Origin of the sequence: Occultella aeris, from assembly GCF_902703175.1 — a bacterium.
GTDB classification, from domain to species: Bacteria; Actinomycetota; Actinomycetes; order Actinomycetales; family Beutenbergiaceae; genus Occultella; species Occultella aeris.
Map to the genome: position 1 here is coordinate 19972 of NZ_CACRYJ010000036.1, position 19460 is coordinate 39431.

Genomic DNA, 19460 nt, shown 5'->3' on the forward strand with positions numbered 1-19460 from the left:
TCGGAGCCGTCGCTGGTCGGGGGCGGTCCGATGAGGCTGACCGGCCGCGGGTGGGCCGTCCTGATCTCGACAGCGATGCTGCTCGGGTTCGGGCTGTGGGCCCGGTATCCGGGCCTCGTCGGGCTCGGCGCGGTCCTCGCCGTAGCGCTGATGTGTGCGCTCGTGACCGTGCTGGTCCCCGCGCCGCTGCGGATCCGACGCCGGGTGCGCCCGCCGCGGGTGGCCCGCCTGGAGGAGTGCTCGGCGACGGTCGAGGTCACGAACGCGTCCACGTGGCTGGCCCAGTCGGTCACCGGGCACGACCTGGTCGGGGGGCGGCGCACCCCGTTCGTTCTTCCCCGGATGGCACCCGGTGCGACCGTCAGCACCGACGTGCCGATCCCCACGACCCACCGCGGCGTGATCGACTTCGGTCCGCTGACCCTGCACCGGTTCTCGTTCCTGGACCTGATCGAGGTCGGCCAGGAGCACGGGGACAGCGCCTCGGTGCTCGTGGAGCCGCGGATCCTGGACGCGCTCGGGCTCCCGGCCGGCGCCCGCCGTGGGCACATCGGCGCCGACGAGCGGATCGCCCACGGCGGCACCGACCTCGTGGGGCTGCGCGAGTACGTGGCCGGTGACGACCTACGCCGGCTGCACTGGGCCACCAGCGCCCGCCGCGCGACCCTCATGGTCCGCGAGGACGCCGACCCCTCGGCCCCGCACCTGACCGTGCTCCTCGACGACCGGGCCGATTCGTATGTCGCCTCCGACGGCGAGGACTTCGAGGACGCCGTCGACGTCGCCGCCAGCCTGCTCGCCGCGGCCGCCGGGGTCGAGAGCCCGGCCCGCATCGTCACCCTCAGCGCCGGCCTCGACGAGCAGCTCCCGGCGCCTGCCCCCGCGACCGGTCCGGCCGGGCTCGACCCGCACGTGCTCGGCGCCCTCGCCAGGCTCGAGACAAGCGACGGCGAGCACAGCGCCGGTCTGTTCGCCGGCTCCCCGGATGTGCTGGCGGTGATCACCGGACCGCGCAGCGACCTCGGTGACCTGCTGCTCACGGCGTCCGGAGCGCCGTCGGGCGCGGTGCTCGTCGTGGATCGGCGGCCCGAGGCGCTCGTCTCCGCCCAGCAGGGCGTGCTGGTGCTGCGCGGCCCGCGCGCGGAGGAACTCGTGCACGGCTGGCGGACGGCGGTGGCCCGATGAGCAGATTCGTCACCGCGGCCTGGTCCGCGCTCGTGGTGGCGCTGTCCACCCTCCCGCTCGCCGCCGGGTACTCCGCGCCGCTCGCGATCGGGGTGCTGATCGGCTGTGCGATCGTCCCGTTCGGCGTCGCTGGCCTCGGCAGGGTCGTCAGGATCGGCCGCGGCTGGGTCGCCGTGGCGGGCACGGTGCTCGCCGTCAGCGCCGCACTGATCCTGCTCGACGGCGTCGACACCGAGTCCCAGGCGGTGCCCGGGTGGCGCGCCAGCCCGGCGCTGAGGGTGCTCGGCCCGTTGATCGACTCGGTGCCGCGGCTGCTCACCGCGCCCCGCCCAGCACCGGCGGACGTGGGCTACCTGGTGCCGACGGCGCTGCTCGTCTGGATCGTCGCCCTCGGCGTGGCCGTGGTGGCCGTCGGGCGCGCCCGCGCGACCGCGGCCCCGCTCGTCGGTGCCGTGGCCCTGCAGGTGGCGGGTGGACTGCTCACCGCCGGTCGCGGGGACTCCAGCGGCGCGGTCGCCCTGGCCACCGCCGTCGTGCTGCTGCTCGGCTGGGTGCTGCTGCCCTCGCAGGCGCGGGCCTCGGCCCGGGTCGGCGGAGTGGGTGCCACGGAGGCTGCCGGGGCGGCTGCGCCGACCGCGGCAAGCGGGCCCGGGGCGGCTGCTGCGCCCACGACCACCTCGGCCACAGCGCGCCGTGGCCTGCTGGTGCCCGCGGTCGCTGCCCTGATCCTCGCGTCGTTCGCCCTCACCGCGGTGGCGGTACCCACCGTGCGGTCCTTCGAGCCGCGCACGCTGGTGCCGCCGCCGGAACTTCCGCTGGCCGCGACGAACCCGATCCCCACCCTGTCCCTGTGGAACTCCCGGCCGGACACCCCGGTGCTGAGCGTGAGCCCGGACGGCGCGAGTCTGCCGGAACGGCTCACCATCGCCGCGCTGCCCGATTTCGACGGCGCCGCCTGGACGATCGACGCCCGGCTCCGTGCCGTAGGGGTCGTCGACGATCCCGACCTGGATCCCGGCACCCGGCAGCGGGAGGTCGCCTACGTGCTCACCGACTCCGCGCTCGGTGGCGTGTGGGTGCCGTCCGCCGGGATGGCGCAGTCCGTGTCCGGCGCCGACGTGCTGATGGACACCGACACCGGCGTGCTCCTGGCACCCGAGGGCCTTGGCGACGACCCGGTCACGATCCACGGACTCGTCGACGCACCCGTCGACACCGAGATCGGCCGGGCCGGGACGCCGATGGCCGAGGTCGCCGCCCGGTACCTCGAGTTGCCCCGGATCCCAGCGTCGCTGCGCGAGGAGTCGGCGGCGCTGATCCAGGGCACGACCTCCCGCTGGGAGCAGGCGCTCGCGATCGCCGAAGGTGTCCGGGGGGAGCGGACCCTGGACGTGGGGGCACCTTCGGGATCGTCCTACGGGCGCATCCAGGAGTTCTTGTTCCTGCCGGCGGCCGACGGCGGCCAGGTCGGCACGTCCGAGCAGTTCGCCGCGTCCTTCGCGGTGCTCGCTCGCGCCGCGGGCCTGCCCACCCGCCTGGTGATCGGGTTCGACCTCACCGACGCGGTGGCCGGCGCCGACGGTTCCGTGACGGTGACCGGCGACGACGCGCGCATGTGGGCCGAGGTCTACTTCGCCCGCGCCGGCTGGGTGGCCCTCGACGCGAGCCCGGCCACCAGCACCGACACCGGCGACCTCCCGGAACCGCCGACCAGCGACGACCAGCCCGATCGACCGGAGGACGTCGGCGCCGAGGACGACCAGGACACCGAGGAGAACGTGGCCGAGCCCGGTGACGACGCCGACGGCCGAACCGCAATGAACCTCGTCACCGGCCTGACCCTGCTCGCCGGTCTGGCGCTGCTCGGGGTGTTGGCCGTGGCCGGGCTGGCCACGGCCCGCGCGGTGCGCCGGCGCCGGTGGCGGGCCGGCGGAGCCGTGGGCGCCTGGGCGCAGGTGCTCGACGCCGCCGTGCTCGCCGGGCGACCGGTGCCGCGCTCGAGCGCCGCTCCCGACGCGGCGCGCGTGCTGGCCGGCGCGGGTGAGACCGGACATGCGGCGCGAGACCGGACCCTGGGAGGTCCGGTCTCGGGGGGATCGTCCGGTCTCGAGGGCGATGGCGGTGGCGACCTTGGGTCGGGCGGGGTCGCGGCGGCCCCGGAGGGCCGGGGCGCGACCGCGCTGATGCTGGCCGAGCGTGCCGAGCGAGCCGCGTTCGGACCGGAGCCACGCGCGGTGGCGAGCACCGCCGTCGGGCAGTCGGTCCCGGCCGGAGCGCTATCGGGGGCGACGTCCGACTGGGAGCTGGCCACCGCCGTCGAGCGTGACCTGCGCGCGAGCGCGAGCGCGTGGCGGCGCGCGGTGTGGTGGGTCTCGCCGGCGGTGTTCGGAGGCCGCAGGGCCGACCGGTAGCGGTGGCCGGCAGCACCCCAGCGGCTCGCCACCCAGCGGGCGGCGGTTCCAGGACGGCGAGCGTGCCGGTGGATCAGGCGGGTTCTAGGCTGTCCGGGTGATCCGACTCAGTGCACCCAGCGTCCCGGCCGACCCGACCTCGAAGGAGCGTCTCGCCGCCCGTGGTCTCGACTACCGCACCGTCGACACCGCCGACCGCGCCGCGTTCCTGAACGCGATGCAGGCCGTGACGCGCGGGTTCCTCGGACCGGAGATCACCGGCGCGGCCGTCGCCGAGGAGTCCGAGCCGACCGAGGGTCGACGCTACATCGGCATCTTCGACGCCGGCATCGCGCAGCCGCAGGTGCCGGTCGCGACGACCGACTCCTGGGTCACCCCGCTGAGCGTGCCCGGCGGCGAGCTCGACATGTGGGCCATCAGCGGCGTCACCGTCGCCGGTACCCACCGGGGCCGCGGGATCGCGCGGGCCATGCTCGAGGGCGAGCTCCGCGCCGCCGCCGACGCCGGGCTCGCCATCGCAGGCCTCACGGTGACCGAGACGACGCTCTACGGCCGATACGGCTTCGGCGCCGCCGTCCCGATGAGCACCTGGACGATCGACACCCGCCGCGCCGGGTGGGCCGGCCCCGACGTCGACGGCCGTGTCGAGTTCGTCTCCCGGGAGCAGCTCGCGAGCGACCTCGGACGGGTGCACGAACGGGTGCGTACCCGGCGCGGTGGGGAGATCGCGGCGTGGCCCCGGCGGTGGCGCCAGGCCGCGGGCTTGTCGACGTCGGTGAAGGACGGCGACCACGCCCGCGGCGTGCGCTACGTCGATGCCGACGGCGAGGTCCGCGGCGCCCTCGCCTATCGGGTGATCGAGAACGAGCGCGAATTCACCCAGTCCCGGCTCAACATCGGCGCCCTCGTCACCGAGACCCCGGACGCTGCCGCCGCACTGTGGGGATACGCGGTGCAGCATGCGCTCGTCGCGGAGGTCACGGCGTCCTTGCGGCCGACCGACGACCCGGTGCGCTGGCTGGTGCGGGACGAGCGCGGCGCGGTCCAGACCATTCGCGACCACGGGTGGCTGCGGATCCTGGACCTTCCGCAGGCGCTCCAGGCACGGACGTACTCGGCCGCCGCGGACGTGACGCTCGAGGTCACCGACCCGCTCGGACTGACGAGTGGGACGTGGCGGGTGCGGACCGCACTCGATGGCGGGGTCGAGGTGTCGCGCGTGAGCCCGGGGGAGTCGGCTGCTTCGGCGGAGTCGGGCGCTTCGGGTGCGTTGGCGGAGTCAGGTGCGACCGGCGTCGCGGACGTGCATCTCGGCATCGCCGAGCTGTCCGCGGCCTACCTCGGTGGCACACCCCTGACCGGGCTGCTCGCGGCGGGTCGGATCGCGGGGGATACGGCCGCCGTCGCCGCCCTCGATGCCGCCCTACGCCCCGCCCAGCCGCCGACCCTCAGCATCTGGTATTGAGCCGCGCACGCTCTGCGGCGCCCGTCTCCGCCGCTGACCAACATCCCTGGACATCACCTAGCACCTATCGCGCTCACATCGCACCGTCCGACGGTGCGATCTGACCGTGGTGGGTGCAATCTCAGCGTGGCGGGTGCGATCAACGGCAGAGGGTGTCGGTGGAGCCGGCTTCCAGGCCGGTCTCGGTGATGGCGTACCCGACGATCGCGTAGCAGTCGCCGGTGGCGTCCGGGTCGAGGCCCTCGACGACGTACTCGCCGGGGTCCGACGTGAGCTGCTGGAGCACGCTGGCCGGGGAGCCGTCCGCGGGGACGCTGACGATGAGGAGGTAGTCGACCTCGGACGGGGCAGGTGCCCAGGTCAGCAGCACCGAGGTGCCCTGTGGCGTGAGCACCGGGTTGACCGGAGCCAGGTCCGGATTGCCGACGGTGGGCTGCGGCGGGGCGTCCCCGGTCTGGACGTCGGTCGGAGCCTCCGGTACGTTCACGCCGGTCTGCGAGGGAGTCGGGTCCGGCTCCTCCTCGCCGCCGAGCAGCGCGGACCCGATCCCGAACGCCGCGCCGACCAGCAGTGCGCCGCCGACGAATGCGACGATCCGCCGCCACGTCGTCCCGGACCCCTCGCCGGCCTTGGCCGGGGCGCCGGCCGGGGGCTCGGGCGCAGGTTCCGGGCTGAGGCCGGTGGCGCCGTCGTCGACCTGGGCAGGCGAGCTCTGGTGCCCGACGTGCGCGAGCACCGAGGGGGCCAGCGGCGAGGGCTGGGGTGCCGGTTCCGGTGCGGCCGGCGGTTGCCCGGGTGCTGACGTCTGGACGGAAGCCGCCGACGGCGGCGCGTCGGTACCCGTGGTGCCCGGCGCCCACGAGGGCGGTGCGTCGCCGGCCGCCGACGGCGGTGCCGCGGTCGCGGCAGCGGTACCGGCGGGTGGGGCTGTCCCGGTCGGTGTGCTGGGCGCGGTCGGGACGACGGAGGGCGCCGCGGCCGCTGCCGCAGCGGGCGCCGCGGCTCCGCTCGCCGGGTCCCAGGACCGGTCTTCGGTCCGGATCGAGCGCAGCCGGTCCAGCGCCTGGGCGGCCGTGGGACGCCGCGCGGGGTCCGCGTGCAGGCCGGCCTCGATCAGGTCGCGCAGCCCGGCGGGCAGATCGTCGCTCTCCAGCGGTCGGCGCGCGCCGGTGCGGACCCGGCGCAGGTAGGACAGCGCCGTGTCGTCGTGCGGGTCGAGCGCAGCGAACGGGGCCCGCCCGTCGAGCAGCGTGAACAGGGTGGACGCGAGGGACCAGACGTCGTCGGCCTCGGTCGGGGGCAGGCCGTCGAGCACCTGGGGGGAGGCGTGCCGGTAGCTGAACCGCTCCACGGAGGCGGTGTGCCCGGCATCCGCCATCCGTGCGATGCCGAAGTCGCTGAGCACGTAGGACGTCGGCAGCAGCAGGATGTTCTGCGGCTTCACGTCCCGGTGCAGCACGCCGCGCGTATGCGCGAACGCCAGCGCGTCGGCCACGGCGGTGCCGGCGGCCACGACCTCGGAGACCGGCAGGGCGCCGTGTGCACGGACCCGGTCGTGCAGCGACCCGAGATCGTGGAAGTCCATGATCAGGCAGGGGTCGCCGTCGGAGGTCGTGGTGGTGTCCAGCACGTTGACGATGTGCGGGTGCTGGCGACCGAGGGACACGGTGATCGCAAGTTCGCGCTCGAACCGGGCGGCCGCCGACGGATCCGCGGCGATCACCTTGATCGCGACGTCCCGGTCGAGGCTGTCCTGACGCGCCCGGTACACGACGCTGTCACCGCCGGTCGCGACCTCGACCAGGTGGGAGTAGCCCGCGACCGACACCGCCGACGGTGACGCCGGGGTCCGGTCGACCGGGCCGCCGGCAGAGCGGGTGGGGTCGTTCGCACCGGCGGGACCGGACCGTCGGCGGGACGTGGCGCCGACCGCTTCCGCCAGCGGACGCGGGGCAGCGGGTGCCCAGTCGTCGTCGGACACGCGGACCCCCTCCCCGGACGGGCGCCTTCGGCCTGGCACCTGAGACCGAGAATAGGCGGTGCCCGGCGCGATCGTGGCGTGGCCGGTGGTGGAAGGTTCCGCACGCGCTGCTCTGGCTCACGGCTCCTGGTGTCGTCGAGCACTCGTCCTCGCCCGGCACGCCGAAGCTGGTCCCTTGCTACGGTGGCCGGATGGCACGTCGTCCCGGTATCGACCGCCGAGCCGAGCCGTGACGAGTCCCGACGACGAACGGGTCCTGACCTGGATCCGTGACGTGCTCGGCCGCGACGTACGGATCGGCGAGACCGTCCCGTTGACGGGCGGCCTGTCCGAGGCGATGTTCCGCCTCGACCTCACCGGCACCGACGTCGCCGCCGCCGTGGTCCTGCGGCGCTGGCCGAACGACGGTGACTGGCAGCGCGACTCGGTGCGTCGGGAAGCCACCGCGCTGACCCTGCTCAGCGGCCGCAGAGTCGGAGCCCCCGAGCTGATCGCCACCGACCCGGCGGGGGAGTGGACCGGTCGCCCCGCCAACCTGATGACCCACCTCCCCGGTGCAGGTCAGCTCCGTCCTGCGGATGTCGAGCGGTGGACCGGTGAGATGGCGGCCCGGCTGGCGCTGATCCATGATCAGCCGCGCGATCCGCACCAGCCGATCAGCAAGAAATGGGTCGACCTGGACGACCAGGACCGACGCGCCTGGCTGGCCGACCTGCCCCATGGCGACGAGGCACTCTCCCTCGCGCGTGCCGCCACCGTTCCCGTCAGGGAGGTGTTCGGCCACGGTGACTACCAGCACTTCAACCTGCTCTGGAACCGGGGACGGCTCACCGGGGTCGTCGACTGGACGATGAGTGGGGTGGCCGACGCGGGTCGGGACGTCGGTCACTGCGCGCTCAACCTTGCCGTGCTGTACGGGCCGGACCGGGCCGGGCGATTCGTGGCGCACTACGAGGCGATCACCGGGACGCGCGTCGATCCGGCATGGCTGATGTCCGAACTGCTCGACTTCTCACCGGCGTGGCCCGAGTTCATCCCGCGGCAGGTCGGCGGTCGCGTCCCGGTCGACCGGGCCGGCATGCGTGGCCGGGTCGAGGAACTCATCGTCGAGGTCCTGCGCGCCGCCGGCTGATTCCAGCGGTCGCGCCCGGTTCCGCACGTGCATCATCGGCTCGCAGCGCCGAGCGCGGGCGATGGTGCCAGACTCGTCCAGGGGCAGCGGGGCGAGCGAGCGACCTCGCAGGCAGCGACGGGGAGGCACCCGATGGCGTCGACGACGAGTTCTGCCGAGGCCCTGCCGGTCGGCAAGGTCCGAACGATCTTCGCCGGCCTCATGCTGGCGATGCTGCTCGCCGCGCTCGACCAGACGATCGTCGCGACGGCGCTGCCGACGATCGTTTCCGACCTCGGCGGGGCGGAGCACCTCTCCTGGGTGGTGACCGCGTACATGCTCGCGAGCACCGCGACGACGGTGCTCTGGGGCAAGCTCGGCGATCTCTACGGTCGCAAGGCTCTGTTCATCGCCTGCATCCTCATCTTCCTGGCCGGCTCCGTCCTGGCCGGCACGTCGCAGACCATGGGCCAGCTGATCGCGTGGCGCGCCCTGCAGGGGGTGGGCGGCGGCGGTCTCATGGTCCTCTCGCAGGCCATCATCGGCGATGTCGTCCCGCCTCGTGAACGCGGCCGCTACCAGGGCCTCTTCGGTGCCGTCTTCGGCGTCTCCTCGGTGGCCGGGCCACTGCTCGGCGGGTTCTTCGTGGACAACTTCGACTGGCGCTGGGTCTTCTACATCAACGTCCCGGTCGGGATCCTGGCCCTGATCGTCGTGGCGGCGGTCCTGCCGCACATCGAGGCCGGTCGCAAGCCCCACGTCGACTACGCCGGCATCATCCTGCTCGGCGGCGTCTCCACGGTGATCGTGCTCGTGACGAGCCTCGGCGGCACCACCTGGGCGTGGAACTCCGCGCCCGTGTACCTGATGGTGGCCGCCGCCGTCGCGGGCATCATCGCATTCATCGCCGTCGAACGACGCAGCCCCGAGCCGGTGCTTCCGTTGCACCTGTTCAGCAGCCGCGTGTTCACGGTCGCGGCCATGATCGGCTTCGCGGTCGGCTTCGCGATGTTCGGCGCGATCACCTACCTGCCGCTGTACCTACAGACGGTGAAGGGGTCGACCCCCACGGAGTCGGGCCTCGAGATGACGCCGATGATGCTCGGGCTGCTCATCACCTCGATCGGGTCCGGGCAGCTGATCACGCGGACCGGGCGCTACAAGATCTACCCGATCCTCGGCACCGCGATCACGTCCTGCGGGCTCTACCTGCTCTCCCTCATGGGCCGGGACACTTCCACGCTGCAGGCGGGACTGAGCATGTTCGTGCTCGGCGCCGGGCTCGGGATGGTCACCCAGGTCCTCGTCATCGCCGTCCAGAACGCCGTGAGCTACCGCGACCTGGGTACCGCGACGTCCGGTACGACGTACTTCCGGACGATCGGCTCGTCCATCGGGGTCGCGGTGTTCGGAACCATCTTCGCGAACCGGCTGGCCGCGAACCTGGCAACCGCAGTGCCGTCGCAGGCGCAGGGCGCGTGCGGCCCCGAGACGCTCGTCGCTTCTACGCAGGCGCTGGACCAGTGCCCCGCGAACGTCCAGGACTGGTTCCTGGACGCCTACGCGGACTCATTGCACACGGTCTTCCTCTGGGCGGTGCCGGTCGCGCTGATCGCGTTCGGTCTCACCTGGTTCCTCCCGGAGGTCGAGCTGCGCACCGCCACCCGTGGCGGCGATGTCGCGACGGCGGGGCAGTCCGCGGGCTCGTCGTTCGCGTTGCCGAGTTCGCGCACCTCGCTCGAGGAACTGCGCATGATCCTGTGGCGTCGCGTCGGGGCTCGCGACCCGTTGCAGGTCTATCGGGTGATCGACAGCGACTATGCCCTCACTCCGGAGCAGTGCTGGATGGTCACCAGAGTCTCGCTGAAGGGCACGCGGTCGGTTGTGTTGATGGCCGAACGCAGCGGTGCGACCGCCGATCGGGTCCGCGAGATCGCCGAACAGTTGGCGGCTCGAGAGCTCGTCCGGCTCGACGGGGACACCGTCGCGTCCACCCCGGCCGGCGATGCCGTGGCCGAGGAGCTCCGCGAGCGGGAGCGCGACCGGCTGCGCCGCTACGTCGCCGAGTGGCCGGGGGGCGACGAGCCCGAGGTCGACCAGCTGGTGGAACAGCTCACCGCGCAACTGCTGGCCGACCCGAGCGACGTCGTCGCTGGGCGCTGAGGCGGCGCGCAGTCCTCAGACCGGGCGCCGGGCCGGCTCGGTCGCCGAGAGGAGGTAACGAGCGGCGGCCTCGGCTGCGTCCGCCGTCGGGGTCTGCGTCGAGCGCACCGCGAGGTGGACGGACTGGTCGGCGCCGATGAGGTCGTCATCGGTGCGGATCTCGAGTCCCCACGAGCGCAGCCGCTGCCCGCGGACCGCGTCGGTCACGAGGAACAGCCGCCGACCGTCGTCGAGGAACGCGACGGGGACGGGTCGCCTCGGCAGGCTGGTCGCCTCGGCGAGGTTCCCGACGGCGTCCCTGACGGCGGCGATCACGGGGTCGGTGGTGTGGGTGGTTGTTTCGAGCATGGTGGTCATGGGTGTCTCCTGAGGTTCGGTGTCGGCGGCGGCACCCGACCGGCGACGGCGGTCGGCCGCATCCGATGTATCTCGAGCGGCGTTCGGCTCCGGGGTTCTCGCGCGTGGAATGTCGCGCGTGCTGCCCGGGCGTGTCCGCCGCGTTCGAGGGGTGCCGGCAGCGCATCCATCGATGGTGCGCGTCTCGCCGGTCAGTGGGGTAACCATACCGAGCGTCCGGACATTCCCGTCCCGTCGGCACCCGAACCCGCACTCGGCGAGGACTACCCCTTCAGCCCCGTGGTCGTGATGCCACGGATCAGGTACTTCTGCGCGAACGCGAAGAACAGCATGATCGGGATCAGCGAGAGCACGGACATCGCGAGCAGCATCCCGATCCCGCTGTTGGACTCGGCGTCGACCATCGAGCTGAGAGCCACCGGCACCGTGAACACGGACTGGTCGGTCAGGTAGATCAGCGGCGTGAAGAAGTCGTTCCAGGTCCAGATGAACGTGAAGATCGTGGTGGTCACCAGGGCGGGTCGCATCAACGGGAAGATCACGTACCAGAACGTGCGGAACGGCCCGGCGCCGTCGATCGCCGCGGCCTGGTCGAGCTCGCGGGGGATGCCCCGGATGAACTGGACCATCAGGAAGATGAAGAACGCGTCAGTGGCCAGGAACTTCGGCAGCACCAGCGGCACGAACGTGTTCACCAGGTCGAACTGGGAGAAGATGATGTACTGCGGGATCACCAGGACGTGCATGGGCAGCATGACCGAGACCAGCACGATCCCGAAGTACAGGTTCCGGGCCTTGAAGGTGAGCCGGGCGAGCGCGTACGCGGTCAGCGAGCAGGAGAACAGGTTGCCCACGATGGAGCTGATCGTGACCACGAACGAGTTGCCGTAGAACACCCAGAACGGGCGGGTCAGCGAGTTCCACCCGTTGACGAAGTTCTCGAGCGTGAACTGCTCCGGGAGGAGCGGGCCGGTGAGGATCTCGCTCTCCGGCGTGAACGCGCTCGTGACCATCCAGACCAGCGGATAGAGCATGAACGCGACGAACACCATGAGGCCCGCGTGCCTGGCGACGGACCGCCCGCGTCGGCGTGGCCGGCGCCGGGCGGAGCTGCTGGCCGGGGCGCCGGTGGTGGCGCTGGGCGTGAGGGTTTGTGTGGTCATCATCAGTCTCCGTAGAACACCCAGTACTTGGACAGCAGGAAGTGCCCCGCGGTCATGACTCCGATGAAGACCAGCAGGACCCAGGCCAGCGCGGAGGCGTAGCCCATGTCGAAGGCCGTGAAGCCCTGCTGGTAGATGTAGAGCGTGTAGAAGAGGGTGGAGTCCACCGGGCCTCCGGAGCCGCCGCTGACCACGTGCGCCTGGGTGAACGCCTGGAACGCCCCGATCGTCTGCAGGATCAGGTTGAAGAAGATGATCGGCGTCAGCAGCGGCACCGTGATGGAGCCGAACTGGCGCAGCACCGAGGCGCCGTCCACCCGCGCCGACTCGTAGAGCTCCTCGGGTATCTGGCGCAGGCCGGCCAGGAAGATCACCATCGGCGACCCGAACGTCCACACGTTCAGGATCACGAGGGTGCCCAGCGCCGTCTGCGGGTTCTGCAGCCAGCTCGAACCCTCGATCCCCACCAGCGCGAGCGCTGAGTTGACGAGACCCGAGTGGCCGAACAGCTCACGCCAGAGCACCGCCACCGCGACACTCGAACCCAGCAGCGAGGGCAGGTAGAACGCGCTCCGGTAGAAGGTCAGCCCGCGCATGCCCCGATCCAGGATCAGCGCGAGCAGCAGCGCGAACGCGAGCTGGAGCGGGACCGAGACCAGCACGTACGTGAGCGTGACCCGGACCGACTGCCAGAACCGGTCGTCGGTGAGCATCCGCTCGAAGTTCGCGGTCCCGATGAACTCCGGGCTGGACAGGACGTTGTAGTCGGTGAACGCGAGGTAGAGGGAGGCGAGGGTCGGCAGGGCGGTGATGCCGACCAGTCCCACCAACCAGGGCAGCATGAAGACGTGCGCCGCCCGCCCCTGGCGGTTCAGTCGGCTCTTGCGCCGGGTCGGCGCCGTTGCGGTGGCCATGAGTGATCGCTCCGGTCCGGGTGCTGTCGCGTCAGGACGCGCGGTCGATGGCTGATTGGAGCTCGGCGATCATGGCCGTCGCGGCGTCGATGGTGGTCGACTGCTCCAGGGCCACCTGCTCGCTGACCCGGGTCAGGATCGTGCGCCAGGTGCTCGAGCCGGCCGGCGCCTCGAAGCGCGGGTTGCGCTCCAGCGCCCGGTCATGGGCGACGGCGTCGAGCATCTGCTGCTCGTCCGGCGAGGCGAACTCGGCGACCTCCGCCGCGACCCGCGGGTTCACCGGTGCGCCCATGGTCAGGCCGGTGATCCGGAGCGTGTCGGTGTTGTTCACGCTGAAGTTCAGCAGGGTGCCCGCGGCCTCGAGGTTGGCCTCGTCGATGCCGCCGAAGATCGCCAGCCGCGGGGTGTACAGGTAAGGGTGACCCGGGGTGGCGTCCGCGGCGACGGGCATGGTGCGGAGCTTGAACGTGGCCTCGGGGAAGAACTGGGCGTCGTCGATGATGTGGTTCGAGTTGCCCAGGTAGGTCAGTACCCGCTCGCCGATCAGCGCCCAGTCCGCGCCGACGCCGTCCTGTTCCGAGAGGGACGGTGCGGCACCGTTCTTGCGCAGGTTCTCCCAGAAGTCCAGCCAGCTCGCGATGCCGTCGGCGGTGAACCCGATCTGGCCGTCCCCGGTCCACAGCTCCTCGCCGCGCTGGCGCAGCCAGGCCTCCAGGGTGAGGTCGTGATCCGGGCCGTAATTGACGGCCCAGTTGCCGTTCGGGTTGTTAGCGGCGTAGTCGATGGCGAACTCGGTGAAGCCGTCCCAGGTCCAGTCGGCACCCTCGGGCAGGGTGGCACCGTCCGCCTGCGCCATCGTCTCGTTGTAGCGGACCACCGGCACGAAGATCCCGAGCGCCATCGTGTTGTGCACGCCGTCGAGCCGCAGCCCGTCGATGTCGTCGGCGTCGTAGTCGCTCAGGTCGAGGGTCTCGAGCCCGTCGAGGTCGTGGAACATGTCGTTCGCGTAGTAGGTCATCACCTGCGCGGAGGGCACCCAGAACAGGTCCGGCACGTTGCGTGCGGCCATCTGGGTGGTCATCCGCTCCTGGAACGCGGTGTACTCGGCGAACTCCGTCTCGACCGTGATCTCGGAGTGGTCCTCCATGAACTGGTTCAGGGCGTTCGTGTAGTTCTCCTGGCGCACGTTGTTGCCCCACCAGGCGTAGCGCAACGTGGCCGAACCTCCGGCGTCCGTCCCGCCGCTTCCTCCGCCACCACTGCCGCCGCCCACGCCCGAGCAGGCGGCGGCTGTGCCCGTCAGCCCCGCGACGGCGGCGAACTTCAGCACGTTCCTACGGCTCATCTCACGCATCGTTGCGTCTCCCTCATCGGTGAAGTACGGCGGTCCCGTCGTCGGGACCGTCGGTCGAACTGATGCTAGTTTCGGCACACTTGCCGGTCAATAAATCAAGCGAACTTGTTTGACAATCATGCAGACCGCGGCGAGGCCTACTCGAGGACGAGCACCTCGAACCTGCCGACGGTCGGGGTCGTGAGCCGGATCCCGCCCTCCGTGGGGGACACCGGCACGTCCACGCCCGCCACCAGCGCCCGGGCCCGAGGCGGTGGTCCGGACCACGGCAGCCTCAGCTCGACCGGGGCGATCGGCACCGGATCGAGGAAGCGCTGGACGGCGTCACCGCTGCGGTTCAGCAGGTGCACCACCGTGCCCGCGTCCGACCTGCCGCGGACCACCTGGAGCTGCTCGGGGATCCCGGTACCGATCGGGCGGGCGCCCAAAGCACGGACCCTCGTCGCGACCTCGTCGCGCACGGCGCGCAGACCCTGCTCGCGATAGACCCGTCCGACTGTCCATGGCAGGTGGGCCACGGTGCCGGTGGCCGTGCCGCGGGAGACGGTGCGTTCGGCGTAACCGGGGTGATCGGCCTCGGTGTGGCCGTAGCACTTCTCCGGCGGGCCGTACGGCGCCCGGCCGAGGGTCGGCAGGGCTACCGAGGCGTCCGGATGTGGCTCGATGACGTGCAGGGCGCCGATGACCGGAGCGGGCCGGCCCCACGGGTGCCTCGACGGCGTGGTGCCGGGCAGACGCACGTACGCCGCCCGGGTCGCCTCCACCGAGGTCAGGCTGGCGAGGTGGCGCCGCACCGGGGAGCCGGCCAACTGCCCGGTGCCCGCCGCCAGCGCGGACGAGCCGGTGGCGAGCACGGACCCGCCGGCGGCCACGAACACGTCCAGGGCGGCCACCGCCTCCGGAGCGAGTTCGCCCACGTCGGCCAGGACCACGACGCGGTATCCGGTGAGCGAGCCGACGCCGTCGCCCGGGGACCCGAGGTCGGCGATCCGGGTGCTGCTGAGCACGTCGAACGGCAGGTGGGACTCGCTGAGACTCAGGTACAGGCCCTCGAACTCGGAGCGGACGCCCTCGGCGCGGTCCGGCGCGACCCGGTCGCCCCGGACCAGCAGCACGTCGGCGTCGGGCCGCAGCCCGGCGTAGACGTCGGCATGGTCGCGGTGGAACCGGGTGAGCTCGCCGGCGACCTCGATGTTCTCGTATGGACTGTCGCCCGGACGGCCCATCACATAGGTGGACGGCACCGCGCCGTGTGCGATCGCCTGGATCAGGAACTGCGCGAAGTGGTTCGGTTCCTCGCCGGCGAGCCGGTACGGCATGTCCACGAATCCGACGGAGTTGACCAGCACCGGCACCTGCGGCCGGTACGCCTTCGCCGCCGAGACGTGCTCGGCGGTGAGGTGGTGCCAGAGCGGACGCCCCACCCCGTTGTTCGCCTCGTGGAAGACGATGTCGGCACGGTCGCCGAGGGTCAGCGCCGCACCCGGGGCCAGGGACCGGATGTGGGCCCGGAGCCGGGCGGTGAGGTCGTCCAGGGTGAGGCGGGCGTAGTCCTGCCAGGTCCGGTAGCCGGGGGAGGAGGGCTCCAGCGGCAGCGGGGTGCCCGGCGCGAAGGCGGCGAAGCCCGCCCGGCAGGCCAGGCAGTGGCACACGCCCCAGTAGGTGCGGGAGTAGTCCACCTCGTTGAAGGACATCCAGTTCAGGAAGAAGCCGGCGATGTCGTAGCGGGTGAGCACCTCGGTGATCACCTCGAACACCTGCTCCTGGTAGTACGGCCCGCTCGGGCACACGCTGACCAGGCCGTTGTAGACCTGGTTCTCGCCCTCGGCGTTCACGAACAGCCATTCCGGGTGCTCCTCGGCGCGCCGCCGGTCCACCTTCGAGAAGTCCATCCGGCCGAGCACTCGGATGCCGCGCTCGGCCGCGGCCGAGACCGCGTCGCCGACCAGGTCGCCCGAGGTGCGCCCAACCAGGGTCGGGTTCGGGGTCTGGCTCGCGAGCGCCGTCGGGTAGTTCGAGACGATCCCGCCCACCGACAGGAGCCAGACGTTCGCGCCGAAGCCCTCGAGGAAGTCCAGGACCTCGCCTGTGTCCAGATCGGCATCGATCTCGCGCAGGTTCGTCTGGAAGGTGCGGAAAGGAGCGCGCCACCACTCGGTCCCCGGTTCGGGGCTCGCCTTCACGGGCTGGGCACCGGCCAGGGCGGACGGGGCGTCGACGGCGGTCACTTCGCGGCCCGTCCGGCCGCGTTGCCGAGGACCCGGTGCAGCGCGGAGTGGTCTGCCTCGCCGAGCCCCTGGGCGATCGCGGCGTTCATGAACTCGTGCGCGGAGGCGGTGTGCGGCAGCGGCAGGTCCATGGCCCGCGCAGAGCCGAGGGCGAGGCCGAGGTCCTTGCGGTGCAGCCGGATCCGGAAGCCGGGGTCGTAGTTGTGATCGACCATCCGCTGCCCGTGCACCTCGAGGATGCGCGAGGAGGCGAAGCCGCCCATCAGTGCCTCCCTAACGACGGCCGGGTCGACCCCGGCGGCCCCCGCGAACGTCAGACCCTCGGCGACGGCCTGGATGGTCAGCGCGACGATGATCTGGTTGGCGACCTTCGCCGTCTGCCCGGCGCCGACGTCGCCCACGTGGGTGATGGTGGCGCCGAGGACCTCCAGCAACGGTGTCGCCCGCTCGAACGCGGCCGTGGTCCCGCCGGCCAGGATGGTCAGGGTCCCGGCTCGCGCGCCGACGTCCCCGCCGGAGACCGGGGCGTCGAGGTACCCGCCGCCGGCGCCGGTGATCCGCTCCGCGAAGGACCGGGTGGCGACCGGCGAGATTGAGCTCATGTCGATGACCAGGGCGCCCGGGCGCAGCGCCCCGGCGACGCCGTCGGTCCCGAACAGGACCTCTTCGACGTCCGGGGTGTCCGGGAGCATGAGGATGACGACGTCGGCCTCCTTGGCCGCGTCCGCGGCGGAGCCCGCGCGGTGCCCGCCCGCCTCGACGAGGTGCTCGGTGGACTCCTTCACGCGGTGGAGGTGGACGGTGTGGCCGGCGGCGATCAGGTTGGCCGCCATCGGGGCGCCCATGACGCCGAGCCCGATGAATCCGATCTGCACGTGTGTCTCCTTCGATGGGGGTGGCCCCGCTCAGGGCAGGGCAGGGTGCGGTCAGGTCCAGGTCAGGTGCGCGACCTCGAGGACGTCGACGGCGGGCACGCTCACGTGGACCCGACCGTCGGCGACGTGCGCCGGCGCCCAGGTGTCGGCGAGGAGCAGCCGCGCGGTCGCGCCGGTGGCGCCCGGTGGGAGGGCCACCGAGATCTCCTGCGGCGGCAGCGGGATGGTCTCGCGGTTCTGCCCGCGCATGGCCATCGGGTTGTTCAGGTTCACCAGGGCAACGGCCATCGACGTCTCGTCCGTGCGGACGGCGACGTCCAGGAGCCCCTGACCCTCGATGAGCACCCGCGGCTCGCCGCCGAGCGCCCAGGCGACGGCGTTCTGGATGAGCCGGGCGTGGTCGTGCTGCATCGCGGCCCAGAGGATCTCGCCCACGTTGAACGCCAGGTACACGCTGCGTCCGCCACCGGGCTGCTCGCGGCAGACGACCGCGGCGGAGCCCTCCCCACCGCGGGGGTAGACCTCCTCCATTGGCAGGTCCGGGTAGTCCGGCACGAACCGGAACGGGACCGAGGTGAGGCAGCCGCCCGGCGTACCGGCCGCCGTCGGCGTCTCGATCGGCTCGACCCCGACGAGGTGGGTGCCGCCGACCACCCGGGTGGCCCCGTCGAACCCGACCGCGACCGGGTGCTGCGGGTCGAGCGCGATGTAGTTGTTCTTGACCGGCCCGCGCGGGGCCTCGGTGAGACGGACGCCGAGCACGTCGCCGAGGGCGAGGCGGGAAGCCGCGCCGTCGGTCACGAGGGACGACTCGTGCGCGGCCACCAGACTGCCGCCGCCTGCTACCCACTCGCGGATCACCGCGCAGTGCGTCTCGGAGAGGGCCCGGCAGTTCGGCAGGATCAGGACCCGGTACGGGGCGAGCCGTTCGAGCGTGAGTTCTTGGTCCGCGATGTAGTCGAACGGCACCCGAGCCTCGACGAGGGCCTGGTAGAAGCCGTCCTCGTCCGCGCTACCGGCGGTGTAGCTCGCCCACGGGTTCGTCGGGTCGAGCCGGACGTTGTCCAGGACGGCGACCTCGCTCGTGATCTCCATGCCGGCGAACACCTCGGCGACGCGCTCGTGCAGCGTGAACGCCGCCACGATCGGCGCCACCCAACGGGTGTCGAACACGTTCGCGTTGAACTTCGTGTACCAGGGCAGCGCACCGTGGACGAACCCGTCGGCCATCCAGGTCACGATCTCGTGCGGGTCGGCCACCGAATCCTTCCACCGGTACTCGCCGTGCTCGGGGCCGACCGACGTGATCAGCGCGACCGGGCGGTCCGGGAACATGCCCCGGCTGCGCTTGCCGATCCGCCCCGACCACCACAGTGCCTCGTTCTCCGACCGGCCCTGCTTGTCGATGAAGAACATCGGGCACCGGTCGTCGACGAGGTCGCGGACGAGGTCCCGGGTCAGCATCGCGCCGCGGTTGGGGATGAACCGGGCGTGCGGGCGGACCTCGCGCACCGCGTCGTCCCAGAGCACCACGAGCTCGGAGAGCTGCCGGCTGCGCCACGTGGTGTAAGCGCGCCAGGCCGGGTCGGTGCGGTCCTGCGTGCGCGGCAGGTGCAGGCCGGTGTCATCGAAGAACTGGCGTTCGGCCCCTTCGGAGTACGAGATCGCGGAGGGCCCCTCCCAGCGGTTCGCGAACACCGCGTCCACGTCGTAGTCGCGCACGATCTCGCGGGCGACGTCGGTGATGAACTCGCGGTGGTAGCTGCTGAACGGGTCGGTCAGCCAGATGTCCGGGAACGCCCAGTGCGGGATCGCGTTGCCGTCGGCGTCGCGGGCGAGCCACTCCGGGTGGGCCTGCGCGGCGTCGGCGTGGATGGCGTGTGGGTCCACCCGGGCCATCACGTGCATGCCCAACTGGCGGGCACCGTTGACCAGCTCGCCGAACGGGTCGGTGTCCGCGAGGAACTTGCTTCGGTAGTGGAACGGGATCTGGGTGGGGTAGAACGCCATGTAGCCGCCGGCACTCAGGCACAGCGCGTCGGAGCGGGACTCGCGCATCACCGAGATCCAGAACTCCGGGTCGAAGTGCAGCGGATCGTCCTCGACGAAGGTCAGCTGCGTCCACCGGGTGGCGGTGCGGAACCAGTCCAGCGAGCGCTCGGCGGCGGGATCCCGCGGGAGGGGGACGAGCCCGGGCTCGTGATCCGTAGTCAGCATCGTTGCGACCTCTCGTTCGACGTCCTCGTAGTATTG

General features: G+C 72.0%; 13 protein-coding genes. 5 read left to right on the top strand and 8 right to left on the bottom strand.

Annotated elements, in window-relative coordinates; all coding sequences use genetic code 11:
• Window positions 1–30: 30 nt before the first annotated feature.
• The 3 genes from HALOF300_RS13205 (at window position 31) to HALOF300_RS13215 (ending at window position 5061) form a co-directional block, all read left to right on the top strand.
• The gene (locus HALOF300_RS13205) at window positions 31–1185 is read left to right on the top strand and encodes a DUF58 domain-containing protein (RefSeq protein WP_197522532.1); all 1155 of its coding nucleotides are present in this window, start codon (window positions 31–33) and stop codon (window positions 1183–1185) included.
• Window positions 1182–3596 (top strand): transglutaminase-like domain-containing protein, encoded by a 2415-nt coding sequence (locus tag HALOF300_RS13210; protein ID WP_156741405.1) that lies wholly within the window; start codon window positions 1182–1184, stop codon window positions 3594–3596. The genes HALOF300_RS13205 and HALOF300_RS13210 overlap by 4 nt, the downstream gene beginning before the upstream one ends.
• 97 nt (window positions 3597–3693) lie before the next feature.
• Window positions 3694–5061: a GNAT family N-acetyltransferase gene (locus HALOF300_RS13215; RefSeq protein WP_156741406.1), complete on the top strand. Its 1368-nt coding sequence runs from the start codon at window positions 3694–3696 to the stop codon at window positions 5059–5061.
• A gap of 139 nt (window positions 5062–5200) precedes the next feature.
• Here HALOF300_RS13215 and HALOF300_RS13220 read toward each other — a convergent pair whose 3' ends face one another.
• Window positions 5201–7042, bottom strand: coding sequence for a serine/threonine-protein kinase (locus HALOF300_RS13220; protein WP_156741407.1), 1842 nt, complete (start codon window positions 7040–7042; stop codon window positions 5201–5203).
• A gap of 229 nt (window positions 7043–7271) precedes the next feature.
• Here HALOF300_RS13220 and HALOF300_RS13225 point away from each other — a divergent pair, with 229 nt between their 5' ends.
• Both HALOF300_RS13225 and HALOF300_RS13230 read left to right on the top strand, forming a co-directional pair.
• Window positions 7272–8174 carry a phosphotransferase family protein gene (locus HALOF300_RS13225; protein WP_156741408.1) on the top strand — a complete coding sequence of 301 codons (903 nt, stop codon included), beginning with the start codon at window positions 7272–7274 and terminating at the stop codon, window positions 8172–8174.
• Between the two features lie 132 nt (window positions 8175–8306).
• Window positions 8307–10316, top strand: a complete 2010-nt coding sequence (locus HALOF300_RS13230; RefSeq protein WP_156741409.1) for an MDR family MFS transporter — start codon at window positions 8307–8309, stop codon at window positions 10314–10316.
• 15 nt (window positions 10317–10331) lie between these two features.
• Here HALOF300_RS13230 and HALOF300_RS13235 read toward each other — a convergent pair whose 3' ends face one another.
• The 7 genes from HALOF300_RS13235 to HALOF300_RS13265 all read right to left on the bottom strand — a co-directional run bounded on the left by HALOF300_RS13235 (window position 10332) and on the right by HALOF300_RS13265 (window position 19424).
• Window positions 10332–10673 carry a hypothetical protein gene (locus tag HALOF300_RS13235; protein ID WP_156741410.1) on the bottom strand — a complete coding sequence of 114 codons (342 nt, stop codon included), beginning with the start codon at window positions 10671–10673 and terminating at the stop codon, window positions 10332–10334.
• Window positions 10674–10936: 263 nt separating this feature from the next.
• Window positions 10937–11836 (bottom strand): carbohydrate ABC transporter permease, encoded by a 900-nt coding sequence (locus tag HALOF300_RS13240; protein ID WP_156741411.1) that lies wholly within the window; start codon window positions 11834–11836, stop codon window positions 10937–10939.
• A 2-nt stretch (window positions 11837–11838) separates the two neighbouring features.
• The gene (locus HALOF300_RS13245; RefSeq protein ID WP_156741412.1) at window positions 11839–12750 is read right to left on the bottom strand and encodes a carbohydrate ABC transporter permease; all 912 of its coding nucleotides are present in this window, start codon (window positions 12748–12750) and stop codon (window positions 11839–11841) included.
• A 31-nt stretch (window positions 12751–12781) separates the two neighbouring features.
• On the bottom strand, window positions 12782–14095 hold the full coding sequence (locus HALOF300_RS13250; RefSeq protein WP_197522533.1) for an ABC transporter substrate-binding protein: 1314 nt from the start codon (window positions 14093–14095) through the stop codon (window positions 12782–12784).
• A gap of 146 nt (window positions 14096–14241) precedes the next feature.
• Window positions 14242–16332: an alpha-amylase family protein gene (locus HALOF300_RS13255; protein ID WP_197522534.1), complete on the bottom strand. Its 2091-nt coding sequence runs from the start codon at window positions 16330–16332 to the stop codon at window positions 14242–14244.
• Window positions 16329–17207: a 2-hydroxy-3-oxopropionate reductase gene (locus tag HALOF300_RS13260; RefSeq protein ID WP_156741414.1), complete on the bottom strand. Its 879-nt coding sequence runs from the start codon at window positions 17205–17207 to the stop codon at window positions 16329–16331. Before HALOF300_RS13260 ends, HALOF300_RS13255 begins: the two co-directional genes overlap by 4 nt.
• A gap of 51 nt (window positions 17208–17258) precedes the next feature.
• Entirely contained in the window at window positions 17259–19424 is a 2166-nt protein-coding gene (locus tag HALOF300_RS13265; RefSeq protein WP_156741415.1) for an alpha-amylase family protein, read from the bottom strand.
• Between the last annotated feature and the right edge of the window lie 36 nt (window positions 19425–19460).